Origin of the sequence: Edwardsiella ictaluri ATCC 33202, from assembly GCF_000264785.1 — a bacterium.
Taxonomy (GTDB): Bacteria; Pseudomonadota; Gammaproteobacteria; order Enterobacterales; family Enterobacteriaceae; genus Edwardsiella; species Edwardsiella ictaluri.
Genome location: NZ_AFJI01000105.1, coordinates 17,722 through 42,455 on the forward strand (window position 1 = coordinate 17,722; position 24,734 = coordinate 42,455).

Below are 24,734 nucleotides of genomic sequence, written 5' to 3' on the forward strand. Positions count from 1 at the left end.
GCTGCCGATGCGGGCATTACTGACCGTCGGAGGGAAAGCCGCAGCGGATCAGCAGTTGCTGCAGATACTGCGGAACCAGCTGACTGGCCGGGCCGTAGTGTCGCTCATCGAACTCGCTCTCCACCTGGCTCGGCTCCAGATTCAGCTCCACCGTATGGGCGCCGCACAGACGCGCTTCATGGACAAATCCGGCGGCGGGATAGACATGGCCCGAGGTGCCGATGGCAATAAACTCATCCGCCTGCTGCAGCGCTGGGTAGATCTCATCCATCCCGATCGGCATCTCGCCGAACCATACCACGTGCGGACGCAGCGGCGCCGGGATCTGGCAACAGTGACAACGGTCATCCACGCTCAGATCGCCCAACCACCTCACCACTTGCCCCGACTGGGTGCAGCGCACCTTGAGCAACTCGCCGTGCATATGGATCACCCGCTGGCTCCCGGCGCGCTCGTGCAGGTTATCGATATTCTGGGTAACCAGCAAAAAACGGTCGCCCAGCGCCTGTTCCAGACGCGCCAGCGCCAGGTGCGCCGGGTTGGGCTGGATCGCCGGCTGCTGCAGCTGATGACGACGAGCGTTATAGAACGCCTGTACCAGCGCAGGCTCGCGCCGATACCCCTCCGGTGTGGCCACATCCTCCACCCGGTGCTCCTCCCACAGGCCATCGGCCGCGCGGAAAGTCCGGATCCCGGATTCTGCCGACACACCGGCCCCCGTCAGTACCACTACGAAAGGCAGTTTCATGGTCTCCCCCTTATCGGCATCGGCCCCCGCGGCATGTCCCCAGACGATATCCTGATAATAGACCAGAGAGCGCAGCCGCTGATGGTGTAGCCGTTTGTTTTTCCTGATGCGACAAATACGATGACGCGTTTTCATTATGATGACTCCTTATCCGCGCATGCCGCCACACGGGCCATGCAGCGGGTGTCGCTCAGATGTAAAAAAGCGGCGCCGCGCGTGCCGCCGTCATCTCCATAGCGGGCCGCAATGATCGGCGGCACCCGGGCGACGCGCAGCAGGTAACGCGAAATCCGCGTTTCCAGCAGGGCAAACAGCTCGCTAAAGTTAGACAGCCCGCCGCCGATCACCACCAGATGGGGATCGAGGACGGTAAACAGATTGGCCAGACAGATGGCCAGCACATCAGCGAAGCGCGCGACGTGAACCTGTGCCCGCGCATCGCCCTCCCGGTAGCGGGCCACAATCTGCGGCGCCGTCAGCGCCTCGCCATAGACATAATGGTACAGCCAGGCAAATCCGCGCCCCGAGATGTAATTCTCCATACAGCCACGCTGACCGCAGCCACAGACCAGACGCGGCGTATCGGCGCCCAGCAGATCGAGCGCATCCAGCGGTAAGCGCAGATGGCCAAACTCGCCGGCGACGCCGTTGGCTCCGCGGTACACCCGCCCGTCGATCGCCAGACCACCGCCGACGCCGGTGCCCAGAATGATCCCCAGCACGCTTGGGTAGGCCTGCGCCGCGCTGTCCCACGCCTCGGAGAGGGTAAAACAGTTGGCATCGTTCTCTACCCGCACCTCGCGGCCAACGCGCGCCGCCAGATCCCGGGCCAGCGGGCGATCCATCGCCGCCGGCACATTGGCGCAAAACAGGGTGCCGTCCGGGCGCTGCAAGCCGGGAATACCGATCCCGACGCGGCCGCATGTGCCGTAGCGGCGATCGGCCTCGTGGATCAGCGTCTCCAGCGCCGCCAGCAGCGCGGCGTAATCTTCGCGCGGCGTCGCCACGCGCCGGTAGCCGACCCGGCTCAGACTCTCATCATACACTCCCAGCGCCAGCTTACTGCCGCCGAGATCGAAACCGTAATACATCGACGCCCCCATCACTGACCGCCGCTCAACACCCGCGCAGGGTCGATACGGCTGGCGCGCCGCGCCGGATACCAGCTGGCCAGCAGACTCAGCACGATAGCCGTCAGCAGCACCGCCAGTACATCGCTCCACTGCAGCTGACTGGGCAGGAAGTCGATTGGATAGATATCACCCGAGAGCAGGCGATGTCCCAGCAGGCGCTCAATGAGGCGGCCAATCAGCGTCAGCTTCAGCGACGCCGCGACGCCGATAGCCACCCCGCACAGGCTGCCCACCAGCCCGGAGAGCAGTCCATACCAGATAAAGATGGCGCGGATCAGTCCATCCCGGGCGCCCAGCGTACGCAGCACGGCGATATCACTGCTCTTGTCCTTCACCGCCATCACCAGGGTCGAGACGATATTGAAACAGGCGACGCCGATCACCAGCACCATGGCCAGATACATGATTACGCGGATCATCTGAATATCGCGGAACATATAGCCATAGGTACCTTTCCAGCTGCGGATGTAGACGTAGTCGTTGGTCACCTCTCCCGCCGCGCGCACCACTTTGTCGGCCTGGAACGGATCGGCAACCCTGATGGCTATCCCGGTCACACTGTCGCCCAGATCCTGATACTGCTGGGCATCGGCCAGGGGAACCAACGCCAGGGTATGGTCCAACATCCCACTCAGCTGCAGAATGCCCCCCACCTGCAGCCGAATGCGCTTGGGCTGCAGCAACTTCATCTGCGGATCGCTGTTGGGCACCATCACCGTCACCCAGTCTCCGCGCCGGACGCCCAGCGCATCGGCGACCCCCTTGCCCAGGATCACCTGCTGTCCGCCGGCGTGAAAGTCCACCCAGGCGTTATCCAGAACATAGCGCGGCAGGGAGCTAACCCGGCTCTCCTGGGCGGGATCCACCCCGCGTACCTGTACCGCGCGCAACTGGCTGCCGTGCTCCATCAGCCCGGTAAAGTTAACGTAGGGCGCCGCGCCGACCACGTCCTTCACCCGATCGACGCGTGCCAGCACCGACTGCCAGTCAGTAAAGGGCTGCTCCACCGGGTAGATCTCGCCGTGCGGCACCACCGACAGGATGCGCTGATCCAGCTCGCGCTCAAATCCGTTCATCGCGCTGAGGCCGACGATCAGCACCGCCACCCCGAGCGCAATACCGACCGTTGAAATCACCGAGATCAGCGACACCATGCCGCCCCTGCGCCGCCCGCGGCTGAAGCGGCGCGCGATGTGTAATGCGAGCGCCAGATCCATCAGCGAGTCTCCATCAGCGTCAGCTCCTGGGTCAGCTGACCGTCACGCATCTCCAACTGGCGGCGCAGACGGCCCGCCAGGGCCAGATCGTGCGTCACCACTAAAAAGGCCGTCCCTTGACGCACGTTCAGCTCCCCCAGCAGGTCGAAGATGGTATCGGCGGTGCGCATATCCAGGTTACCGGTCGGCTCATCGGCCAGCACCAGCGACGGGTTATGCACCAGCGCCCGCGCGATGGCGACGCGCTGCCGCTCACCGCCCGACAGCTCCGATGGCCGATGGTGGGCGCGCTGTGCCAGCCCGACGGACTTCAGCATCGCCAGCGCCTGCGGCTGCGCCTGCTTAGACTTCATTCCGCCGATCAGCAGCGGCATCATCACATTCTCCAGCGCATTAAAGTCCGGCAGCAGGTGGTGAAACTGATAAATAAATCCCAGCTCACGGTTGCGCAGCGCCGCCTTGGCCGATGCCGACATGGCGTTAAGCGAATTCCCCTTGAAGATCACCTCGCCGCTGGTCGGGGTATCCAGCCCCCCCAGCAGGTGCAGCAGGGTACTCTTGCCGGAGCCGGAGCTGCCGACGATCGCCATCATTTCTCCCGGATGGATATCAAACGAGACCTGACGCAGAACGTCGGTGCTCAGTTTGCCCTCCTGGTAGCTTTTGCTCAGTCCCTTGCACTGTAGCAGTGCGGGAGCCCGGGATGAAGGGTTACTCATAACGTAATGCCTCGGCAGGATGAACGGCGGCGGCGCGCCATGAAGGATAAATCGTTGACAGCAGGGAGAGCAGCATGGCCACCAGCGCAATGGTCACCACCTGACCTGCGTGAATATCGACCGGCAGCGTGCCGCCGCCGAGCATATCGCCCAACCCCGGCAGCAGGGTATTCAGCTGGCTGGCCAGCAGGGCTCCCAGCAGAGCCCCCAGCAGCGATCCGATGATCCCGGCGCTGGCGCCCTGCACCATAAAGACGCTCATGATCTGGCGCCGGGTCAGCCCCTGGGTCTGCAGAATGGCCACCTCGCCCTGCTTCTCCATCACCAGCAGCCCCAGCGACGTAATGATATTGAAGGCGGCCACGGCGATGATCAGGCTGAGCAGCAGCCCCATCATATTTTTCTCCATCTTCACCGCCTGGAACAGCTCACCCTTGCGGGCGCGCCAGTCCTGCCATACCAGTCCGTCGGGCAGTGCGTGCGCCACCAGTGCCTCGATATCCAGCGGGCGATCCATAAACAGACGCCAGCCGCTGATGTGACCCAGCGGATAGCGCATCAGCCGCGAGGCATCCTGCTGGTTAACCAGCAGCTGCGTCTGATCCACCTCGCTGTCGGCGTTAAAGGTACCGATCACGGTAAAGATACGCTGGCTGGGAATCCGCCCCATCGGGGTAAACTGGCTGGCGCTCGGCACCATCAGACGCACCCGGTCACCGGCCTTGACGCCGAGCTCGGCGGCCAGCTGGCTGCCGAGGATAGCGCGGTACTGGCCCGGTTGCAGCGCGCTTTGGCTAACGCCGTTCAGATAGCGGTCCAGGGGATCGGCCTCGTCAGGATTGACGCCGATCATCACGCCGACACCCACGCTGTGCGGGCTCTGCAGCACCACATCGCCGGTGGTCAGCGGCGCCGCCCGGTGTACGCCGGGCAGCCCCTGCAGCAGCGATGCCGGATAGCGGGCGGGGTCCAGCTGCCCCTGCGGGGTGGTCACCACCGCCTGCGGCATCAGGTTTAAAATGCTCTGCTCCAGATCGCGCTCAAATCCGTTCATCACCGACAGCACGGTGACCAGCGCCATCACTCCCAGCGTAATGCCGATGGTAGACAGCCAGGACACAAACCGCCCGAAGCGGTCCGAGGCGCGCCCGCGCATATAGCGCAGGCCAATAAATAGGGCGACAGGTTGATGCATGGCTCTCTTTCTTGCAATGCGCAAAGTGATTGGCAAGTATATGTCTGTGAACAGGTTATCACAATGGTCATCTCCACGCCCGCCGCCGCAGAAACCCGCGCAGCGCACGCGTGAAACCCACGCTTGTCTCCGTGCGGGTTTATAGTGATATTATCTACGCTGACATCCGTTGAGTTCCCCGTATTGGGAGACGACGTACACGAGATCTGCAAACGCCCTATGTCTGAACAATACCGTCTTACCCTGCCAGAACGTTACCCGTTGCCCGCGCGCGCGGGCGACGTCCGCCAACTGGGCCAGCTGAGCGGCTCCGCCTGCGCGCTGGAGTGCGCCGAAATCGCTGAGCGGCACGCCGGCCCCGTGATGCTGGTGGTGCCCGACATGCAGACCGCCCTGCGTCTGCGCGACGAAATTCCCCAGTTCAGCCGCCAGTGGGTCACCACCCTGGCAGACTGGGAGACGCTGCCCTACGACAGCTTCTCGCCGCACCAGGATATCATCTCCGCCCGCCTCTCCTGCCTCTACCATCTGCCGGGAATGGCGCGCGGGATAATCATACTGCCGATCAATACGCTGATGCAGCGCGTCTGCCCGCACAGCTTTCTGCACGGCCACGCGCTGGTGATGAAAAAGGGCCAGCGTCTGTCGCGCGATATCCTGCGCGCCCAGCTGGAGCAGGCGGGCTACCGCAGCGTGGATCAGGTGATGGAGCACGGCGAGTTCGCCACCCGTGGCGCCCTGCTCGACCTGTTCCCGATGGGCAGCGACGAGCCCTACCGCATCGACTTTTTCGACGATGAGATCGACAGCCTGCGCCTGTTCGACGTCGACAGCCAGCGTACCCTGAACGAGGTCGAGCGCATCGATCTGCTGCCGGCCCACGAGTTTCCCACCGATCAGACGGCCATCGAACTGTTCCGCAGCCAGTGGCGCGAGCACTTTGAGGTGCGCCGCGACGCCGAGCACATCTACCAGCAGGTCAGTAAAAGGATCTGGCCCGCCGGGATCGAATACTGGCAGCCGCTGTTCTTTAACCAACCGCTGCCGACGCTGTTCAGCTACCTGCCGGAAGGGACACTGCTGCTGGGACTGGGCGATCTGCACCAGGCTGCCGAACGCTTCTGGCAGGACATTGAGCAGCGCCGGGCCAGCCGCGGCATCGATCCGATGCGCCCGCTGCTGCCGCCGGAAAGCCTGTGGATGCGCGTGGATGAACTGTTTGCCGCCCTCAAGCAGTGGCCGCGCATTCAGCTGATCCGTGACGCGCTCGACAACCATGCCGGACACACCAACCTGCACTACCAGCCGCTGCCGACCCTGGCGGTAGAAGCGCAGAGCAAGAAGCCCCTGGCTAACCTGCAGCGCTTCCTAGCGGAGTTTAGCGGTAGCGTGGTGTTCAGCGCGGAAAGCGAAGGCCGTCGCGAAACGCTGCTGGAGCTGCTGGCGCGCATTCAGGTGGCGCCGCGGCTGATCGCCCAGCTTGAGGAGGCCGAGCCCGGCGGCCGCTACATCATGGTCGGCGCCAGCGAGCACGGCTTTATCAACGCCCCGCTGGCGCTGGCGCTGATCTGCGAAAGCGATCTGCTCGGCGAACGCGTCAGCCGCCGTCGCCAGGATAGCCGCCGCACCATCAACACCGACACGCTGATCCGCAACCTGGCAGAGCTGACGCCCGGACAGCCGGTCGTACACCTGGAGCACGGCGTGGGCCGCTACGGCGGGATGACCACCCTGGAGGCGGGCGGGATCAAGGGCGAGTACCTGATCCTCAGCTACGCCGGTGACGCCAAGCTGTACGTGCCGGTCTCCTCGCTGCACCTGCTCAGCCGCTACGCCGGCGGCGCCGATGACAGTGCGCCGCTGCACCGTCTGGGCGGCGACGCCTGGAGCCGCGCCCGGCAGAAGGCCGCAGAAAAAGTGCGTGACGTGGCGGCCGAGCTGCTGGATATCTATGCGATGCGCGCCGCCAAGGCGGGGTTTGCCTTCCGCCACGACCGCGAGGCCTACCAGCTGTTCTGTCAGGGCTTCCCGTTTGAAACCACCGCGGATCAGGCGATGGCGATCAACGCGGTGCTCAGCGACATGTGCCAGCCGCTGGCCATGGATCGCCTGGTGTGCGGCGACGTCGGCTTCGGGAAAACCGAAGTGGCCATGCGCGCCGCCTTCCTAGCGGTGCACAGCGGCAAGCAGGTGGCGGTGCTGGTGCCGACCACCCTGCTGGCCCAGCAGCACTACGATAACTTCCGCGACCGCTTCGCCAACTGGCCGGTGCGCATCGAGATGATCTCCCGTTTCCGCAGCGCCAAAGAGCAGACGCAGGTACTGGCGGATACCGTCGACGGCAAGGTCGATATCCTGATCGGCACCCACAAGCTACTGCAGGGCGACGTACAGTGGCGCGATCTGGGGCTGCTGATCGTCGACGAAGAGCACCGCTTCGGCGTGCGCCAGAAGGAGCGCATCAAGGCGATGCGCGCCGATGTGGATATTCTGACGCTCACGGCGACGCCGATCCCACGTACCCTGAACATGGCGATGAGCGGCATGCGCGATCTCTCCATCATCGCCACCCCTCCGGCGCGGCGCATGGCGGTAAAGACCTTTGTCCGCGAATATGACAGCCTGGTGGTACGCGAGGCCATTCTGCGTGAAACCCTGCGCGGCGGTCAGGTGTACTACCTGTACAACGACGTCGACACCATCCAGAAAGCCGCCGATCGCCTGGCGACCCTGGTGCCGGAGGCGCGCATCGCCATCGGCCACGGACAGATGCGCGAACGCGAGCTGGAGCGGGTGATGAACGACTTCCACCACCAGCGTTTTAACGTATTGGTCTGCACCACCATTATCGAAACCGGTATCGATATTCCCAGCGCCAATACCATTATCATTGAGCGGGCAGACCACTTTGGCCTGGCGCAGCTGCACCAGCTGCGCGGGCGCGTCGGACGCTCCTACCATCAGGCCTATGCCTACCTGCTCACCCCGCCGCCCAAAGCGATGACCGTCGATGCGCAGAAGCGGCTGGAGGCGATTGCCTCGCTGGAGGATCTCGGCGCCGGCTTTGCCCTGGCGACGCACGATCTGGAGATCCGCGGCGCCGGTGAGCTGCTGGGCGATGATCAGAGCGGCCAGATGGCCAGCGTCGGCTTCTCGCTGTATATGGAGCTGCTGGAAAGTGCGGTCACGGCGCTGAAAGAGGGGCGCGAACCCTCCCTGGAGGATCTCACCAGCCAGCAGACCGAGGTGGAGCTGCGTATGCCTACCCTGCTGCCGGAGGAGATGATCCCCGATGTCGGCACCCGTCTCTCCTTCTACAAGCGTATCGCCAGCGCCGGCGACGGGGATACCCTCGCCGACCTGCGCGCGGAGCTGATCGATCGCTTCGGGACGCTGCCCGATGCGGCGCGTAATCTGCTGCAGTGCGCCGCACTGCGCCAGCAGGCCGCGGCGCTGGGGATCCGTCGGATCGAGGGGCACGATAAGGGGGGATTCATCGAGTTCAGCGACAAGAACCACGTCGATCCGCTGTATCTGATCGGCCTACTGCAGCAGCAGCCGGGGGTCTTCCGGCTGGACGGCCCCAGCAAGCTGAAGTTCATCTGCGATCTCAGCGAGCGTCAGGCGCGCCTCGCCTTCGTCGAGCGTCTGCTGGCCGACTTCGCCGAACATCGGATCTAGCGGCGGCACACCCGCCCAGGAGAGCGACGCCGGCCTCTGGCCGCGTCGCGTCTCTTTCCCTCAGGCCCGGCGATCGTCCTGCCCGATGATCAGCTGGCCGTTGCCATCCAGCGGGATCTGCTGGCCGGGATCGCTCTCCATACGCACCCGGCCGCGCCGATCGCCGATGCGGTAGGTCACATCGTACCCCAGCAGGCGACGGGATTTATCATACTCCGTGGTGCAACGCTGCTCACGGGTGGTGTAGGTGTCATTCTGCTGCATGGTCCCCTGGATCTGATTACCGGCATAGCCACCGCCCAGCGCGCCCAGCACGGTCGCCACATCGCGTCCCCGGCCGCCGCCGACCTGGTGACCCAGCACTCCGCCGGCCACGGCCCCCAGCAGCGAGCCCGCCAGGCGGTTTTCGTCCTGCACCGCCCTGCGGTGGGTCACCGCCACATCGCGGCACACCCTACGCGGCGTCTTGATGGTGTCATGGATCGGCACCGCCGACAGCACCTGCGCATACTGCGGTGGCGCATCGAACACCTTCAGCCCGGCCACGGCGGCCACGCTCAGCGCCGCAGCCACCCCAATACCGATACCGGCCAGCATGGATTTATTCATCCCGATCGTCTCCCTTAACGGCCCACCGTGCGCGGAAATGGACACGGGCGGGGCCGATGATTTCGCAATAATCGCCGTCAGTGTGCGCAGCCTGCGCCGGGGTAACCATCGGAATAAGGGAAAAAATCGCCGCGCGGCGGCGGCATGGGGCAGATTCAGGATAATTCTGATGCTGGGCGATGGCGGCCGCGGTGACGCAGCTTCAGCTCGCTGATCAGCACCCCCGCCACGATCAGCGTCGCACCCAGTAGCGCCACCCCCGGCAGACGCTCACCGGCGATACGCCCCACCACCCCGGCCCATACCGGCTCACCGGCGTAGATCACCGTGGCCCGGGTCGGCGAAACGCTGCGCTGCGCCCAATTCATAGTCACCTGAATGATCCCGCTAGCTACCCCCAGCCCCAGCGCGCTGAGCAGCAGGTAACCTGAACAGGGCGGCACCGATTCGCCGTTTGGCGCCATCAGCGCAAAGCCGAGCAGCGAGGCCGTCGCCAGCTGGATCACCGTGACCCGCCGCACGTCCACCCGTCCGGCGCAGCCGCTGATCAAGATGATCTCCGCCGCAATGGCCAAGGTACTGAGCAGCGTCGCCGTCTCTCCGGCTCCCGGCGTCAGGGTGCCATCTTGCGGCCCGGCCAGCAGCAGCAGTCCCACAAACGCCAGCCCGATGCCCAGCCATGCCATCAGGCGCGGCCGACGCCCCAGAAACAGCCACTGCAGCAGCGGCACCAGCGGCACATACAGCGCGGTCATAAAGGCGGACTTACTGCTGCTGATGGTCTGCAGCCCATAGGTTTGCAGGCCGTAGCCGGCGGCGATCGCCGCCCCGATACAGCCCCCCCACAGCAGCTCCCGGCGGGTAAAACCGCGCAGATGGCGCCAGGAGATCAGCCCCAGCACCAGCGTGGCGGCGGCAAAGCGCAGGCCGACAAAGAAAAACGGACCGCTCACCGTCATGGCGCGGTGCACGATCAGAAAGGTGCCACCCCACAGCATGGTGATAAAGATCAGGATCAGCTCCTGCGGCGTCAGGGAGAAACGGACAGCGAATAAACGGGACATTCTGGACAACCACTGCGGTGTTCATGGGCTGTCCAGTGTGCGCGCCGCACCGGGCTGGGTCAAGAGGGGGAAACGCGACGGGCCCGCGGCGGCGCCCGTCGGCCCGCGATGCGATCAGTGCAACTTCAGGTGCGGACGGATCACCCGGTTGATGCTATCGACCAGCATCATCAGACCGGTCTTGATACAGCCGTGCAGCGCAATCTGGTGCATGCGGTACAGCGAGATATACATGATACGCGCGATACGCCCTTCGATCATCATCGATCCCCGCGTCAGATTCCCCATCAGGCTGCCTACGGTACTGAACTTCGACAGGGAGACCAGCGATCCGCGATCGTGATAGAGATAATCCTTCAGCGGCGCCGCCTTCAGCAGTGCCAGAATATTGGCGGCGCACAGCGTCGCCATCTGGTGGGCGGCCTGGCCGCGCGGTGGCACATTGCGCCCGTCCGGCTGCGCGCAGGCCGCGCAGTCGCCGATGGCGAAGATATGACTATCCAGGGTGGTCTGCAGCGTCGGCTTCACCACCAGCTGGTTGATTCGGTTGGTCTCCAGGCCGCCGATATCGCGCAGGAAGTCCGGCGCCTTGATCCCTGCCGCCCACACCATCAGATCGGCCGGGATAAACCCGCCCTCTTTGGTCTGCAGGCCGTTGGCCCCGGCGTGGGTCACCAGGGTGTTGGTCAGGACCCGCACCCCCAGATTGCTCAGCTCCTGGTGGGCCGCGCCGGAGATACGCGGCGGCAGCGCCGGCAGAATGCGCTCCCCTGCCTCCACCAGCGTCACGTTCAGCGCGGCACTGCTAAGATTTTCATAGCCGTAGCTCTGCAGCTGCTTCACCGCGTTGTGCAGCTCTGCGGACAGCTCGACGCCGGTGGCCCCGCCGCCGACGATGGCGATATTTACCTGATCGTCCGTTTTTCCCGCCGCCGAGTACTTCAGGAACAGGTTCAGCATTTCGTTATGGAAACGGTGCGCCTGCTGCGGGCTGTCCAGAAATATGCAGTTCTGACTCACGCCCGGCGTGCCGAAATCGTTTGAGGTGCTGCCCAGGGCCATCACCAGAATGTCGTAGTCCAGCTGACGCTCGGCAACCAGCAGCGTATCCTGCTCATCGCGGATCTCCGCCAGCGTGACCCGGCGGGAGTGACGATCGAGCACCGTCATGCTGCCCAGCTGAAAGGTGAAGTGGTGGTTGCGCGCATGGGCCAGATAGCTCAGGGCATCGACACCGTCATCCAGCGATCCCGTCGCCACTTCATGCAGCAGCGGCTTCCACAGGTGGCTGTGGTTGCGATCGATAAGCACGATCTCTGCCTTACCCTTGCGCCCCAGCGAATGTCCCAGGCTGGTTGCCAGTTCGAGTCCGCCGGCGCCACCGCCAACAATCACGATTTTCTTCTTTGCTGCGCTCAAAGCTTTCTCCCTTGGTAAAAAATGCAAACCATTCGTTAACCAAAGATGGCCTCCACATGACCCAGAGTGGCCGCTTGGCTGACGAAGGTTACTGTCGTTCTCTCACGGTGGCCACGATATCACAAAGGGTAATTTGGTCATACCATAATTGATTCAAATCAAATAAAGTGGAGATTGTTCGCCCGTTTTTTGTGCACCATGGCATATTTTTTGACATTTATCAGCATAATGGCAACAGAGACATTACCTCCCCTTCTTTGCCGCGCCCTTTGCGCCGCGAATGCCCGCGGAATATTCATCCCGCCGGGCAACGGTGTTTTCATGGCAGAAAACGACGGCATGGAAACACACCGGCATCCGCCGTCTGCCCGCACAGGACACGATGAACGCCAGACTTCTGCAATGGGTCAACGATCAGCATCGCTGACCTGGCCCGCACCTTCCGGGTTTCCGAAGTCACCATTCGTCAGGATCTGACGCTGTTGGAAAAGCGCAGCTACCTCAGGCGGGTGCATGGTTTTACCGTCGCCCTGGAGAGCGGGGAACTCGACACCCGCATGATGATTAACTTCACCCTGAAGCAGTCGCTGGCCGCCGATACGGCCTCCCTGCTCAGTGACGGAGAGACCATTTTTATCGAAAGCGGCAGCACCAACGCCCTGCTGGCGCGCTATCTGGCCGAGCGTAAACAGGTCACGCGGGTCACCGTCAGCACCTATATCGCCCATCTGCTGAAAGAGACCGGCTGCGATGTGATCCTGATGGGCGGTCTGCATCAGAAGCGCCGCGAAACCGTAGTCGGCCCACTGACCCACCTGGGTATCCAGCAGGTCTACTTCAGCAAGGCCTCCATCGGCATCGACGGCTTTCATCCCGAGAGCGGCTTTACCGGGTGCGACATGATGTGCAGCGCCGTGCTGGCCAAAGGCGTGGAGAACATCATCCTGACCGACGCGTCAAAATTTGGCCAGCCCCCATCCACTGCTGTCCACCGGCACCATCAGCCGGGTGATCACCGACTGCCGCTTAAGCGATGCACAACGTGGCTCGTTGAAGGGACGGGGCATCGCGGTCGATAAGATCGCTGAAAACGGTATCCGCTGATCCTGCCACGCAGAAAAATCCCGGGCGCCCCTTGCAACCCTGGGACAATAGCTGTATATATTTACAGTAAATCACTCATAGGGAGTTACCCATGCGCATCGAACTGACGTTGGACAAGCGCAACCCTCTGCCTCCGGGGGCGCTTGACGCCTTCCATCAGGAATTTTCCCGCCGCATCCAGCGCCGCTACCCCGACTGCGCGGTACAGGTGCGTCAGTCCGGCGCCAATGGCCTGAGCGTACTGGGCGGCATCAAGAGCGATCGGGAGATCGTCGAAACCATCCTGCAGGAGACCTGGGAAAGCGCCGACGACTGGTTCTCTCCCGACTATCCCGGGTAGCAGCGCCGTTCACCGCACAGAAAAAGCATGCTGGGTGGACCAGAGGTGCATATACTGAGAAAGCGCACAGTATGCGTTTATTGATCCTGGTGAGTAACTCATGTCAGTCACTACGCTTAAGGGGGTCTTATGAACGGCAAGGATGAAGTTATCCAGACGCATCCCGTTATTGGTTGGGATATCAGTACCGTAGACAGCTACGACGCTCTCATGATCCGCCTTCACTATCTTTCATCACAGAATCAGCCACCGGAAGATGCCCGGGTTGACCGTACCCTGTGGTTAACCACCGACGTTGCCCGGCAACTGATCACCATACTGGAAGCCGGCATTGCCAAAATCGAGTCCGGCGACTGTCAGCAGAGTGACTACCTCAGGCACTAGGGATGGAGGGATTGGCACCGAGCCCCGTCCGAACCCACCCCATCGCCTACGGCGTTGGCCTATGATCCACACCGACACCGCCGCGGCGGTGTTTCTCTTTTCCCATCCGCCCGCTACCCCGATATATACTTATCCCTATCCCGTAGCGATACGCGGACCACGGGTCTTGGCCCCCCAGAGGAATCTGGCTATCGTTGACGCGACTGCCGGTTGCCTGAAGAACCATCTGGCTATGGCTATCGCCACCCGGCTTGAAAAGGCTGCAGAAATAGGCGCGCCCCTATTTTGATCCTCCGCTGCACGCCGTGCTAGAGCCAGGTGCAATAACGTATCGCACAGCGACTGCGCCTCAGTCCGCGCACCGTTTATGCCTATAAGCAGCGCCTGACCGAAAAAATCCGGGTAAAGAATCACATCGAACGGTGCTATCCGTATAACCTGATCCGCCATATTTACTGACGCCGCGTCCGCCCAGACGGCCTGAGGCAGGGGCCTGCACCCCGGGTTGAGGGGGCGCGCCATTTTACCTATACTCAGGCTCCGTCTCCTGCGCCGTGAAAGCCATGTTCAATCGCCTGATTCACCGCTTCATCGATAGCGTCCGTCACCACCTGCTGTTCTACCTGGCCGTCTCACTGCTGCTGCTGGCCTTCGATCTCTACTATCTGTGGTTTGCCTGAGCATCCGGGGTGAACGCCACCGCTGACAGCGCCACACAATTTATGTGAACAGCCGCGCATGCCGCGTGCACATCGCCATCCGCTGTGATAATAGTGGAACCATCAGGTCATTGATCCCGTTTGGAACAGGCATGCTGTCGTTTACTTTGGACCGTAACAGCCCACTTTCGCTGCAAAAACAAATCTACCAACAGTTTCATACCGCCCTGCACGATGGCTCGCTGCAGTGCGGTGAACGCCTGCCCTCGATCCGCGAGCTGGGCAGCAAGCTGCAGGTCTCACGCAATACCATTACCGCCGTCTATGAGAAGCTGCTGCAGGAGGGGTTCATCGCCAGCCGCCCCGGCGTCGGCTATAACGTCGTGCAGGCCAGCCATATTGATCTACCCGAGAGCCCGGCGGCGCAGCAAGAGCTGGATCATCCGCCCAGCGTGCTGTGTACTCAGGCGCCAGAAACCTACGTCGACGTCAACAGTCCGCTGTTCTTCAGCCTGGGCAATCCCGATGAGTCGGCCTTTCCCTGGCAGCGCTGGCGTAGCTGGAACAACAAGGCATCGCGCAGCAAGCACCTGCTGATGACCCGCTATCATCCTCCGGCCGGGCTGCTGTCACTGCGCCAGGAGCTGGTTAAATACCTGGCTGGCGCCCGCGGCTTCCATACCGATCCGCAGCACATCATCATCACCAACGGCGTGCAGGAGGGACTGGCGCTGCTGGCCCGCACCCTGCTGACACCGCAGGAGCACATCGCCGTCGAATCACCGTGCTATTCCGGCGCCTGGAACCTATTCAACAGTTTCGCCCCCCATATTCACGCCATACCGGTCGATGACGGCGGTCTGCGTACCGATCTGCTGCCTGAGCAGCAGTGCGCGCTGGCCTATGTGACCCCCTCTCATCAATACCCGGTGGGCAGCACCCTGCCACTGGCGCGCCGCCTGGCCCTGCTCGAGTGGTCGCGCCGTTCCAACGCCTACGTGATCGAAGATGACTACGACACCACCTTCCTCTACGGGACGCAGCCGCTGCCGGCGCTAAAGTCACTGGAGGATGCCAACAACGTGATCTACCTGAGCAGCTTCTCCAAAACTCTGGGGCCGGGCATGCGGCTCGGCTTTATGGTTTGCCCGGATCGACTGGTGGAGCCGATCCTGAATCTGAAGGCGCTGTGGAACCACGGCGCCAGCTGGCTATATCAACAGTTCCTGGCCGATTTTATGCAGGATCAGGGCTACCACCGCCACCTGCGCAAGCTGGAGCTGGAGTATGCCGCGCGGCAGAAGCTGCTGCGCGAAGGGCTGAGCGCCCTGTTTCCGCGCGCGCGCCTGTTGGGCACCTCATCGGGACTGCACCTGACCCTGAAGACCGATCTCCCGGCGCAGCGGGTTAACCAGCTGCGCGAACGCTGCCTGCGCGACGGCGTGCGCTTCGATACGCTGCAAAGCATGTGCAATGGCTCGGAGTGCGCCTACATGGCGCACAACGGTGCACCGCTGATGCTGTTTGGATTTAGCGCCCTGTCTGAAGTGAAGATCCGGCGGGCGCTGGCGATCATCGCCAGCGCAGCCAAAGAGCTGGGGCTGGCCTAAACGCTACGTTAGGCGTGGGGTGGCTCATCGGCCGGCAGCTGCAGGCGGAACACCTGCTGCAGGACGCCGGGCGCGTCGCTGTTCAACAGCTGCTGATAAATATTGCCTGCCACGGCGCAGCGCTGGCGATCCGGATCGCTGGCCATCGCCATCCCCAGCGCATTACCCGCCATCTCGTTATACAGCAGATCCGTCAGGCGGTTCTTCTCCCCCAGCGATGTCACCGTACGCAGCGCGTCTACCGTGGCGCTATACAGCGGCGACGGGCTATTTTGCTGATTACAGCGCCGATAGACATCATGATAAAACACCAGCTGCAGCGCCTGCATATAGCGCAGGCTGGCAGTGGGAACCTTAATCTGCGCCTGCGGCGCGTTGGACGGTGCGGTGGAGCGCGATGCGGCAGCGGGCTGCAGTGCATCGGCCGCCACGAAGGTGTTGGACTCCGCCGCCGCGCCGCCAACGTACAGTGCCACCAGGCTGGCACCCAGCCATAGAACGGCTTTACTCATTATTCTTTCCCCTAAAAACAGTCTGCTACTATCCTAATGCGTCGATGATACAATGAAAGCGTCCATCTGTTGTGGCGGCAACCATTCTGTATCAGTCTGTTTCCCCCGTGAATACACCCCGCCCGTGCGATAGAATCAAAACGGCTTACGGAAACGTCTGCTGTTCATCCGCTATCCTCCCCATTTTTCAGCCCGCTGCCGACACTGTCACATTACTGCACGCTATTTCAGATTGATTTACAATTGTATGATTTTATTTATAGTGACATCGCAGCGCGTCCGTTTTTCGGCGGTCCTGTGCTATATTTGGCGGGTTATCAGGCTGGCGTAGCGTCTGTTGCGCTCACTGGGGTAGAGGCATCCTCTCCACTTTTTCCCAAGAGCCTGTCCGCAGTCAATTAAGGTAAGGTAATGGAAGTTATTAAAGAGATCCTGCATGCACTGTGGGTACAAGATTTCGCCGTGCTGAGCGATCCGCATATCGTCTGGGTTATTTACGCCATTCTTTTCACTACGCTGGTGCTGGAGAATGGCCTGCTGCCCGCTGCCTTTCTGCCCGGCGACAGCCTGCTGTTGCTCTCCGGGGCCCTGATCGCCCGCTCCGTACTGCCCTTTTTCCCCACCCTGTGCCTGCTGGTTGTGGCCTCCAGCCTGGGCTGCTGGATCAGCTATCTGCAGGGGCGCTGGCTGGGCGATGCCCGCCTGGTGCAGGGCTGGCTGCTGCGATTACCGCCCCAGTACCACCAGCGCGCCTATAATCTGTTTCACCGCCACGGTCTGATGGCGCTGCTGATCGGCCGCTTTTTGGCCTTTGTCCGCACCATTCTGCCGGTGCTGGCCGGTCTGTCCGGGCTACATAACGCCCGCTTTCAGCTCTTCAACTGGATCAGCGCCCTGCTGTGGGTCGGCGTAGTCATGGGGCTGGGGCTGGCCATCAGCAACATCCCCTTCGTTAAGCAGCATCAGGATCAGGTAATGTCCATCCTGCTCATCCTGCCGGTGGTTCTGCTGGTCAGTGGGCTGCTGGGCACCCTGCTGCTGCTGCTGCGTCGGCGCCGCCAGCCGCACGGCTGATCTCCTGCGGACGGCGGGCGCCCTGTCGCAGCGCCGTCCAGCGCAGGGCGGCGCTGCAAATCAGACTATTTACCTGTTCGCCCTTTTTCCCACGCCTATACTGCTCTCACCATCATCCCCCTGTTCCGCTAACGCATGAGCTACACTCAAAACGTATCGGAACGCAGTAAGGAGTCCAATATGAATCGTACCCTGCAACGCGCCGCTACGGTCGCCCTCGCGCTGACGCTGGCCGCCTCTCTCAGCGCCTGTTCCAACATGTCCAAACGCGATCGCAATACCGCCATCGGAGCCGGTGCCGGTGCCCTGGGCGGCGCTATCCTGACCGACGGCAGCGCACTCGGCACCGTGGGCGGCGCTGCCATCGGTGGCCTTATCGGCCATCAGATAGGCAGGTAATCCCTCTCCGGCCGGTAAAAAAGCCGGCGTACGCCGGCTTTTTTGTCAGGATGAGCGCACGTTCAGCCCCCGGATAGCTTGACCCGCATCCCTTTCGCCTCCAGCAGCTGCTTAATCAAATCGCGCTTATCCCCCTGGATCTCAATGACGCCGTCACGCGCGCTGCCGCCGCAGCCACAGCGTTTCTTCAGCTCGGCCGCCAGCGCCAATGTTGCCGCATCGTCCAGATCCAGACCGGTGATCACGCATACCCCTTTGCCTTTACGTCCGCTGGTCTGACGCTGAATTCGTACCGTGCCATCCCCCTTTGGACGTGACGCTACGGCCGCCGTTTCGTGGACTCGCCCAGCGTCGGTGGTGTAGACCAGCCGACTGTTACTCTCTTGCATTTTTACCCACTCCCGTCTCGATTTAGGCCAGCGTCGCCAGAATGGCGCGCAGCGCCTCGGCCGGCTGCGCCGCCTGGGTGATTGGACGCCCGATCACCATATAGTCAACCCCGGCGGCGACGGCCTGCTGTGGCGTCATAATCCGACGCTGATCACCAGCCTCACTCCCTGCGGGCCGGATCCCCGGCGTCACCAGTGTAAAGGCGGATCCACAGACGGCATTGATGCGCACCGCCTCCTGTGCCGAACAGACCACGCCATCCAGCCCACACTGCTGCGTCAGGCGCGCCAGGCGCTCGGCATAGTCAGCCGGCGCCAAATCGATGCCGATCGCCTGCAGATCGGCCTGCTCCATACTGGTCAACACCGTCACGGCGATCAGCCGCGGCGCCTCCTTACCGTAGGGCAGCAGCGCCTCCCGGGCCGCATTCATCATGCGTACGCTACCGCTGGCGTGCACGTTGACCATCCATACCCCCAGATCCGCCGCCGCCGCCACGGCGCGGGCGACGGTATTGGGGATATCGTGAAACTTAAGATCCAGAAACACATCGAATCCGCGCTGCTGCAGGGTACGCACCCACTCGGGACCGAACAGGGTGAACATTTCCTTGCCGACCTTCAGGCGGCAGTCGCGCGGATCGAGCGCATCCACCAGTGCGAGGGCGGCGTTTCGATCGGCATAATCAAGGGCGACAACGATCGGAGAGTGGCTATGGGAGCGTATCGGAGTAGATATTGGCATGATGGGTTCCTGAATCTGGCGTTAGCGGAGAAATACCTTTTTCAGGAGCGGCATTGTACACAGCACGCCCCGCTCTGCCTAGGGCGTAGGTACGACGCGCAGTAAAATCACGCCTATTGACCATCCAGACCACGGATCGGCTTAATGGTCGCCCAGGCCCGGCAGGAGGGGCAATGCCAGTACAGACTGTGCGGCGTAAACCCACACTTCAGGCAGCGATAGCGAGGCTTGGCGCGGATCTGCTCGCCAACCATATCACGCAGCAGCTGCAGACTTTCGCGGGCGCGTCCATCCTCTGCCTCGGCCAGCTGGTAGTCTATCAGACGATGGAATGCGCGCATCGTCGGGTGGCGCTGCAGCTGACGGCTGACATATACCTGCGCCGCCTCCAGCCCCTCTTGCGCCTCGATAACCTGTCCCAGCATCAGCTCTGCACTGGCGCCAGCGTCCTCATCAACACAGCGGCGCAAAAAATCATGCCAGGGCGCTGGCTGCTCCAGCACCTGGTAGCACGCCTCCATCAGCGGCAACACCTCGCTGACAAATGCCTTATCCTGCTCCAGCACCAGGGAAAAGGCGGTAACCGCCTTGGCCGGTTCACCCAGCGCCTGAAATACCCGTCCGCGCATCATCGAGACGCGGGCGCAGCCCTTATCTGCCGCTGTGGCTTTCTTCAGCAGGCTCTGCGCCCTATCGAGATCGTCGCTGCCCATCGCCTGTAACGCCAGCTCACAGTAGAAATGCGCGATTTCGCTGCGCTGCTGATCTTTGCCCAGCCGCACCAGCTTTTCGGCCACATCGATGGCTTTGTGCCAATCGCTGGTCGCCTGATGGATCAACAGCAGCTGCTGCAGGGCAAATACTTTGAAATCTGCCTCATCAATCAGCTGGCTGAACATCTCCTCAGCCCGGTCATACAACCCCGCCGCCATATAGTCGCGCCCCAGCTGCTGTACGGCCAGCAGACGCTGCTCAAAGGAGAGCGAGGCACTTTCCATCAGGGATTGGTGAATGCGAATGGCACGATCGACCTCGCCGCGGGAACGAAACAGGTTACCGAGCGTCAGGTGAGCCTCAACGGTGTTGCTGTCCTCCTTGAGCATGTCCAAGAACAGCTCAACCGCTTTATCCTGCTGGTTAGACAGCAGAAAGTTCACCCCGGTCACGTACTCCCGTGACAGGCGGTTAGCCTCCTGCTGTTTATCCTGCTGTGCGCTCCTTCGCCCCATATACCAGCCATAGGCAGCCGCTACCGGGAGAAGCAGAAACAGCAGCTCAAGCATAGCGGTTATTCCTTCGCAGCCGGAGCCGCGGTGCTGCTGCCCTGCGGCGGCGCCGACGTCAGCTGCTGTTCCAACCGGCGAATTTTACGCTGCGCCCGCGCCAGTCCCAGGCGTACTCGCAGATAGAACAGGCCACAGATCACCCAGCCAAGGATAAAACCGGCAGCAAACAGCGTCGCCAGCAGAGTCGAAAGACGATACTCGCCCTTGGCCAACAGATAGTTGAAGGCCACGACCTGATCATTTTGCGCACCCAGAGTGACTGACAATACAAAACAGGCCAGGACGATCAGAAAAATCAGCAAATATTTCACATTTCTTCCTGTTGTTCAGGTTAAGCAAATGAATAATGCTTAAAAAATCGAAACCACCTCTAAATTAACATTTACTCATGGGGCATGGAAACCCCGCCCGCCAGAAAGGCACGGGATTCTGGTATCCGCGCTGTGCTCCGGTACATTTGCGCAGCGGTAAGCGGCGTCATTTTAGCCAACTCTCCGCCCCACCCAGCCCCCGGCGGCAAATATACCAGCCGAACGGTAACGCCCATAGCCACCCCAGCAGCGCGGCGGCCAGCAAATCGCGCGGCCAATGCATCCCCAGTGCAAATCGGCTGTACATCACCGCCGCCGCCCATACCAGCAGCGGTACCATCACGGCGTAACGTCGCCGCGGCAGTACCATCGCTACCAGTGCCACCCAGGTTGCAACAAACAGTCCATGGCCAGAGGGAAAGGCAAACCCCGTCTCCCGCACCCAATGGTTACCCAGCCAGTCCGGCTGCGACGCGACGTGGCGCCGCACCCACTCGCGCCGTTCCGCCACACTGCGGGCGTAAAAATCGGCGGGCGCGGCGCCCGCTTCCGCCGTCAGGTGAAGGATATAGGGACGCGGTGCCTGGACCCAGCGTTTGATCCCCGCATTGATGCCCTGCGCACTGCCGACGCACAGCATCAACAGCAGAAACAGTCGCAGCGCATCCCGCCCGCGCAGCGCCAACAGGTGAACCATCATCCCGCCCAATAGCGCGGCGCTGAGTATCCCCCATGGCTGACTGACGCTCTGTGTGACGGCAAACCAGAATGGGCCATCCATCCCCGGCGAGGCCGGGGACCACCGACAGCCGCTAACCAGCAACGCCAGAGGAAGCAGCAGCAGCGCCAGCAGTGCCAGCGCGCTTTTTTTGACCATCATCGTCATCCGTTCGCTCCTGGACCTTATAACCTTGTCCCACAACTCACTATATCCAATAATACTTTTGCTGTTTACGCAGCATTTTTATTCCGTCTTTTTCAACCCAAGTGACAATAAATGTGCTTTCCAGGTCAAGATCAACGCCCATTTTGTGGCAAAATAGCGTCAGGCTTTTAGGACAAAGTTAGGAAGGCGTCACGCACTCCGTTAGCGTCACTGTGTTATCTACATCCACAGTGCGCACCGAAAGGTGACGCTGTCACGATGACAAAAATGATATGGTTGTGGAGATAAACATGCAGCTTAAACGAGTGGCAGAGGCAAAACTGCCGACGCCATGGGGCGATTTTTTAATGGTCGGCTTTGAAGAGATTGCCACCGGCCACGATCATCTGGCTTTAGTTTATGGAGATATCCGCGGCGAAAAACCGGTGCTGGCGCGTGTTCACTCCGAGTGTCTGACCGGCGATGCGCTGTTCAGCCTGCGCTGTGACTGTGGCTTTCAACTCGAAGCCGCACTAGAGCATATCGCCGAAGAGGGGCGCGGTATTCTGCTGTACCATCGCCAAGAGGGGCGTAACATTGGTCTGCTGAATAAAATCCGTGCCTATGCTCTGCAGGATCAGGGTGCCGACACCGTCGAAGCCAATCATCAGCTGGGTTTTGCCACCGACGAGCGTGACTTTACCCTGTGTGCCGATATGTTCAAGCTGCTGGACATCAGCCAGATCCGGCTGCTGACCAATAACCCCAACAAGGTCGATATTCTTACCCAGGCGGGGATCAATATCGTCGAACGCGTTCCGCTGATCGTCGGACGTAACCCGAAGAACGAACGCTACCTGGCAACCAAAGCCGCCAAAATGGGCCACCTGCTGAACGGCTGAGCACGGTCGGGGGCGGCCCTCTGCCGCCCCCAGTGTCCCCATGTTGAGATCGCACGCCCGCCTCACCGACCGGGCGTGCCCGCTTAGAAACGATAGCGCAGGGTAGCCTGCACGCTGTAATCCAGGTTGTAATCTCCCAGACTGCTTCGCTCCACCTCCAGCCCCAGTTGCAGTCCGTCACCTACACGGCTCTCAATCCCCAGGCTATAGCGCAACCGGCTGTCACGTTCACCGCGGATCGTCCGTTCTCCGCTGGCGTCACGCAGCAGCGTATCCCCCGTCGACAACAGCTCGCTCTGGTAATCCAGACCCGCGCGCAGCGTGGTTTGCCACTCCCCGATATCGAACCGCTGGCCCAGCGTAACACCCGCCGTCGCCAGCAGCGGCGTAAAGCCCGGCTGGGCCAGCGACACCGCCATCCCCTGATCCCGCCAGTCGAAACGGGTGGCAGAGTACGAACCATATACCAGCTCCAGATGCGGCTCGACAAAAGCGCCCTCGCCCAGCCCATAGCGATAGCCCACATCGGCGCGCGCATACCAGGCGTGGTTGTCCGCCTTGCGCTCCCCCAGCCCCGCCAGGCTGACCTGATACTCGGTACTGTGGTGGACATACTTAGCGTTGAGATCGACAAACATGCCTGAAGGATGCAGCGCGGTGGCGTACAGCCCGGCCCCCAGCGATCGACTCTTGCTGCTAAAACCATCGCCGCTGGCCCGGCCGTCTGTAAAGGTGAAGGTGGCCCCGGCAAGCAGATCGCCTGTCTCCCCCAGTCCATAGCGGCGATCGGCCCCTACCTGCAGGTGCAGATAGCGGTCACGATAGTTTTCTGCCGCACTGCCCGCTCCGTGCAGCACCCTGGCCCAGACGCCGGTATCCGTCGGATCGTTGCGCAGATCCAGCTGGCGTTTATCCAGATACTGCACCTCGGCCATAAAGTTGCGATAGTTCAGAGAGAGCAGGCTGGCGGCGTCCTCTTCACGCCCACTATCCGGCGCCACATCAAAACCGCTCAGCACCCAGTCCAACTGACTGTCTGACTCGCGAACGATCAGCTCCGGCATCACCTCACTAAAGCCCATATACTGTCGGCTGACGGTAAAGCTCTCCCGATCGCTGCCTGCCGGAGCGCTGATCAGGCTCACGTTCAGCCGCCCCTCTGGCAGCGTCGGCTCCAGATAGTTCACCAGTACAGTGTTATTGCCGCCGCTCAGGGTCTCGTTGATCACCAGCCGATCGCTGGCCTCCGCGTCAGCGCGCAGCGCCACCAGTGCACCGTCGGCGTGCAGGCGATCCACGGTCAGGGTCATAAAGGCGCCGTCGGCCGCGGTGATCAGGGTATCATCAGCCAGCAACGATCCTAACGTGGAGTCACCGCTCATGCGCCACAGGGTATCACGCATCTCAACCCGGGCATCCGGTGCCGCGATGCGGCCACGATAGACCGCCGGCCCGGCGGCGGGCGGCGTGGCGGCAATGGCGATCTCCGGCATCGGCGGGACGCCGAAGCGCAGCAGGCCCGCACCGTCAACAGACAGATCGCCCTGCAGCATCGCCCCCGGCAGCAGCGCCAGCCGGGCGTTGCTCCCCTCCAGAGAGAGATTGCCCCAATGCTGGCTATCCTGCCCAAAGTAGGCTCCGCTGTCGCTCAGGCTGACCGCACCCTGACTGCGGCCCTCGCTGATCAGGAGCGACTGGCTAAGCGCAACATCGCCCATCTGCCCGGCGCTGCGCCCCAGCGTCAGCAGACTCGCCTCTGCGTCGATAGCACCCTGATTACGCCCGTTCAACGCCAGTGTTGCCCCATCGCTTAACGCAATATCGCCCTGATGCAGGCTTCCCTGCTGCAGGTATAGCGAGCTATTCGCCGCACGAAGTTTACCGTCGATACTTCCCGCGGAGATCAGCGATGACGCAGCCGTCAGGATCATATCTCCCCGCAGCTGCCCCCCTACGTCGGTGCTCTCCACCTCCGATACCGGCGCCTGAATGGTCAGTGTGGCGCCATTGTTCAGGGTAACAACTCCCGTGTGTCGCCCACCCGTCTGCAGCGTCACGCTGCTGGCATCGGCGCTTAACAGCCCCTCCGTCAAACCCTGTGAAGTAAGGCTGGCACCGTTGTCTAAGCGAATATCTCCCTGCTGTTCCGCACCATTTTCCAGCGTGATAGCACTGGCATCGGCGCTCAGAAGCCTCCGGGTCTCTCCCCGGGAGGTCAGCGCCGCGTTACCCGCCAGGGTTATATCGCCCAGCAGCTGGCTGCCCCGCTCCAGCAGGACATTACTGGCATCCGCACTCAGGCTGCCCACGATCTTACCCAACGAGGTCAGATCAGAGGCGCCCCCCAGCTGGAGATCCCCCAACTGTAC

Annotated in this window: 25 protein-coding genes and 1 pseudogene; 10 read left to right on the forward strand and 16 right to left on the reverse strand. The window is 62.0% G+C overall.

The genetic code is table 11. From position 1 onward, the window contains the following. Positions 1 to 16: 16 nt before the first annotated feature. Genes cobB through lolC form a run of 5 tightly spaced genes read right to left on the reverse strand, consistent with a single transcriptional unit; the run spans position 17 to position 5,012 of the window. Entirely contained in the window at positions 17 to 883 is an 867-nt protein-coding gene (cobB, locus tag EIEH_RS15780) for a Sir2 family NAD+-dependent deacetylase (protein ID WP_015871617.1), read from the reverse strand. After that, positions 883 to 1,839 (reverse strand): N-acetylglucosamine kinase, encoded by a 957-nt coding sequence (nagK, locus tag EIEH_RS15785; protein ID WP_015871618.1) that lies wholly within the window; start codon positions 1,837 to 1,839, stop codon positions 883 to 885. The genes cobB and nagK overlap by 1 nt, the downstream gene beginning before the upstream one ends. An 11-nt stretch (positions 1,840 to 1,850) precedes the next feature. Beyond that, the gene (gene lolE, locus EIEH_RS15790) at positions 1,851 to 3,098 is read right to left on the reverse strand and encodes a lipoprotein-releasing ABC transporter permease subunit LolE (RefSeq protein WP_015871619.1); all 1,248 of its coding nucleotides are present in this window, start codon (positions 3,096 to 3,098) and stop codon (positions 1,851 to 1,853) included. After that, on the reverse strand, positions 3,098 to 3,817 hold the full coding sequence (gene lolD, locus EIEH_RS15795) for a lipoprotein-releasing ABC transporter ATP-binding protein LolD (protein ID WP_015871620.1): 720 nt from the start codon (positions 3,815 to 3,817) through the stop codon (positions 3,098 to 3,100). The genes lolE and lolD overlap by 1 nt, the downstream gene beginning before the upstream one ends. After that, positions 3,810 to 5,012: a lipoprotein-releasing ABC transporter permease subunit LolC gene (gene lolC, locus EIEH_RS15800; protein ID WP_015871621.1), complete on the reverse strand. Its 1,203-nt coding sequence runs from the start codon at positions 5,010 to 5,012 to the stop codon at positions 3,810 to 3,812. The genes lolD and lolC overlap by 8 nt, the downstream gene beginning before the upstream one ends. A 219-nt stretch (positions 5,013 to 5,231) precedes the next feature. On the opposite strand from lolC, the gene mfd reads away from it, so the two are divergent. Next, a complete protein-coding gene (gene mfd, locus EIEH_RS15805; protein ID WP_015871622.1) occupies positions 5,232 to 8,693 on the forward strand; it encodes a transcription-repair coupling factor in 3,462 nt (1,153 codons plus the stop codon). Between the two features lie 60 nt (positions 8,694 to 8,753). Here mfd and EIEH_RS15810 read toward each other — a convergent pair whose 3' ends face one another. The 4 genes from EIEH_RS15810 to EIEH_RS19160 form a co-directional block, all read right to left on the reverse strand. Then, a complete protein-coding gene (locus EIEH_RS15810) occupies positions 8,754 to 9,302 on the reverse strand; it encodes a glycine zipper 2TM domain-containing protein (protein ID WP_015871623.1) in 549 nt (182 codons plus the stop codon). Positions 9,303 to 9,457: 155 nt separating this feature from the next. Then, positions 9,458 to 10,366: a DMT family transporter gene (locus EIEH_RS15815; RefSeq protein ID WP_015871624.1), complete on the reverse strand. Its 909-nt coding sequence runs from the start codon at positions 10,364 to 10,366 to the stop codon at positions 9,458 to 9,460. Positions 10,367 to 10,480: 114 nt separating this feature from the next. Continuing rightward, entirely contained in the window at positions 10,481 to 11,785 is a 1,305-nt protein-coding gene (locus EIEH_RS15820; protein ID WP_015871625.1) for an NAD(P)/FAD-dependent oxidoreductase, read from the reverse strand. A gap of 158 nt (positions 11,786 to 11,943) precedes the next feature. Continuing rightward, entirely contained in the window at positions 11,944 to 12,126 is a 183-nt protein-coding gene (locus tag EIEH_RS19160; RefSeq protein WP_133175607.1) for a hypothetical protein, read from the reverse strand. A 72-nt stretch (positions 12,127 to 12,198) separates the two neighbouring features. Between EIEH_RS19160 and EIEH_RS15825 the strand changes: the two are divergent. The 6 genes and pseudogenes from EIEH_RS15825 (at position 12,199) to pdxR (ending at position 15,882) form a co-directional block, all read left to right on the forward strand. Further along, positions 12,199 to 12,889 (forward strand): annotated as a pseudogene (locus EIEH_RS15825) (DeoR family transcriptional regulator). 91 nt (positions 12,890 to 12,980) lie between these two features. Continuing rightward, positions 12,981 to 13,229 carry a DinI-like family protein gene (locus EIEH_RS15830; protein WP_015871629.1) on the forward strand — a complete coding sequence of 83 codons (249 nt, stop codon included), beginning with the start codon at positions 12,981 to 12,983 and terminating at the stop codon, positions 13,227 to 13,229. A 129-nt stretch (positions 13,230 to 13,358) separates the two neighbouring features. Further along, on the forward strand, positions 13,359 to 13,613 hold the full coding sequence (bssS, locus tag EIEH_RS15835) for a biofilm formation regulator BssS (protein ID WP_035610248.1): 255 nt from the start codon (positions 13,359 to 13,361) through the stop codon (positions 13,611 to 13,613). A 342-nt stretch (positions 13,614 to 13,955) separates the two neighbouring features. Next, positions 13,956 to 14,072, forward strand: a complete 117-nt coding sequence (locus EIEH_RS18145; protein WP_226092428.1) for a hypothetical protein — start codon at positions 13,956 to 13,958, stop codon at positions 14,070 to 14,072. A 104-nt stretch (positions 14,073 to 14,176) separates the two neighbouring features. Next, the gene (locus tag EIEH_RS18150; protein WP_015871632.1) at positions 14,177 to 14,293 is read left to right on the forward strand and encodes a YceO family protein; all 117 of its coding nucleotides are present in this window, start codon (positions 14,177 to 14,179) and stop codon (positions 14,291 to 14,293) included. 131 nt (positions 14,294 to 14,424) lie between these two features. Beyond that, positions 14,425 to 15,882 (forward strand): MocR-like pyridoxine biosynthesis transcription factor PdxR, encoded by a 1,458-nt coding sequence (gene pdxR / locus EIEH_RS15845; protein WP_015871633.1) that lies wholly within the window; start codon positions 14,425 to 14,427, stop codon positions 15,880 to 15,882. A gap of 8 nt (positions 15,883 to 15,890) precedes the next feature. Here pdxR and EIEH_RS15850 read toward each other — a convergent pair whose 3' ends face one another. After that, a complete protein-coding gene (locus EIEH_RS15850) occupies positions 15,891 to 16,394 on the reverse strand; it encodes a hypothetical protein (protein ID WP_015871634.1) in 504 nt (167 codons plus the stop codon). A 411-nt stretch (positions 16,395 to 16,805) separates the two neighbouring features. Between EIEH_RS15850 and EIEH_RS15855 the strand changes: the two genes are divergently transcribed. Next, positions 16,806 to 17,468, forward strand: a complete 663-nt coding sequence (locus EIEH_RS15855) for a DedA family protein (protein ID WP_015871636.1) — start codon at positions 16,806 to 16,808, stop codon at positions 17,466 to 17,468. Between the two features lie 180 nt (positions 17,469 to 17,648). Beyond that, positions 17,649 to 17,867 (forward strand): osmotically-inducible lipoprotein OsmB, encoded by a 219-nt coding sequence (gene osmB / locus EIEH_RS15860; protein WP_015871637.1) that lies wholly within the window; start codon positions 17,649 to 17,651, stop codon positions 17,865 to 17,867. A 62-nt stretch (positions 17,868 to 17,929) separates the two neighbouring features. On the opposite strand, the gene yciH is transcribed toward osmB, so the two are convergent. The 5 genes from yciH to EIEH_RS15885 form a co-directional block, all read right to left on the reverse strand. After that, positions 17,930 to 18,256 carry a stress response translation initiation inhibitor YciH gene (gene yciH, locus EIEH_RS15865; RefSeq protein ID WP_015871638.1) on the reverse strand — a complete coding sequence of 109 codons (327 nt, stop codon included), beginning with the start codon at positions 18,254 to 18,256 and terminating at the stop codon, positions 17,930 to 17,932. A 22-nt stretch (positions 18,257 to 18,278) separates the two neighbouring features. Then, positions 18,279 to 19,001 carry an orotidine-5'-phosphate decarboxylase gene (gene pyrF / locus EIEH_RS15870; RefSeq protein ID WP_015871639.1) on the reverse strand — a complete coding sequence of 241 codons (723 nt, stop codon included), beginning with the start codon at positions 18,999 to 19,001 and terminating at the stop codon, positions 18,279 to 18,281. A gap of 113 nt (positions 19,002 to 19,114) precedes the next feature. Beyond that, on the reverse strand, positions 19,115 to 20,284 hold the full coding sequence (gene lapB, locus EIEH_RS15875) for a lipopolysaccharide assembly protein LapB (RefSeq protein WP_015871640.1): 1,170 nt from the start codon (positions 20,282 to 20,284) through the stop codon (positions 19,115 to 19,117). A gap of 5 nt (positions 20,285 to 20,289) precedes the next feature. After that, entirely contained in the window at positions 20,290 to 20,598 is a 309-nt protein-coding gene (locus EIEH_RS15880; protein WP_015871641.1) for a LapA family protein, read from the reverse strand. A 166-nt stretch (positions 20,599 to 20,764) separates the two neighbouring features. Next, entirely contained in the window at positions 20,765 to 21,484 is a 720-nt protein-coding gene (locus EIEH_RS15885; RefSeq protein WP_015871642.1) for a phosphatase PAP2 family protein, read from the reverse strand. A gap of 290 nt (positions 21,485 to 21,774) precedes the next feature. Here EIEH_RS15885 and ribA point away from each other — a divergent pair, with 290 nt between their 5' ends. After that, on the forward strand, positions 21,775 to 22,365 hold the full coding sequence (gene ribA, locus EIEH_RS15890) for a GTP cyclohydrolase II (RefSeq protein WP_015871643.1): 591 nt from the start codon (positions 21,775 to 21,777) through the stop codon (positions 22,363 to 22,365). 83 nt (positions 22,366 to 22,448) lie between these two features. On the opposite strand, the gene EIEH_RS18155 is transcribed toward ribA, so the two are convergent. After that, a partial coding sequence (locus EIEH_RS18155; protein ID WP_152412048.1) for an autotransporter outer membrane beta-barrel domain-containing protein occupies positions 22,449 to 24,734 on the reverse strand: 2,286 nt, incomplete at its 5' end.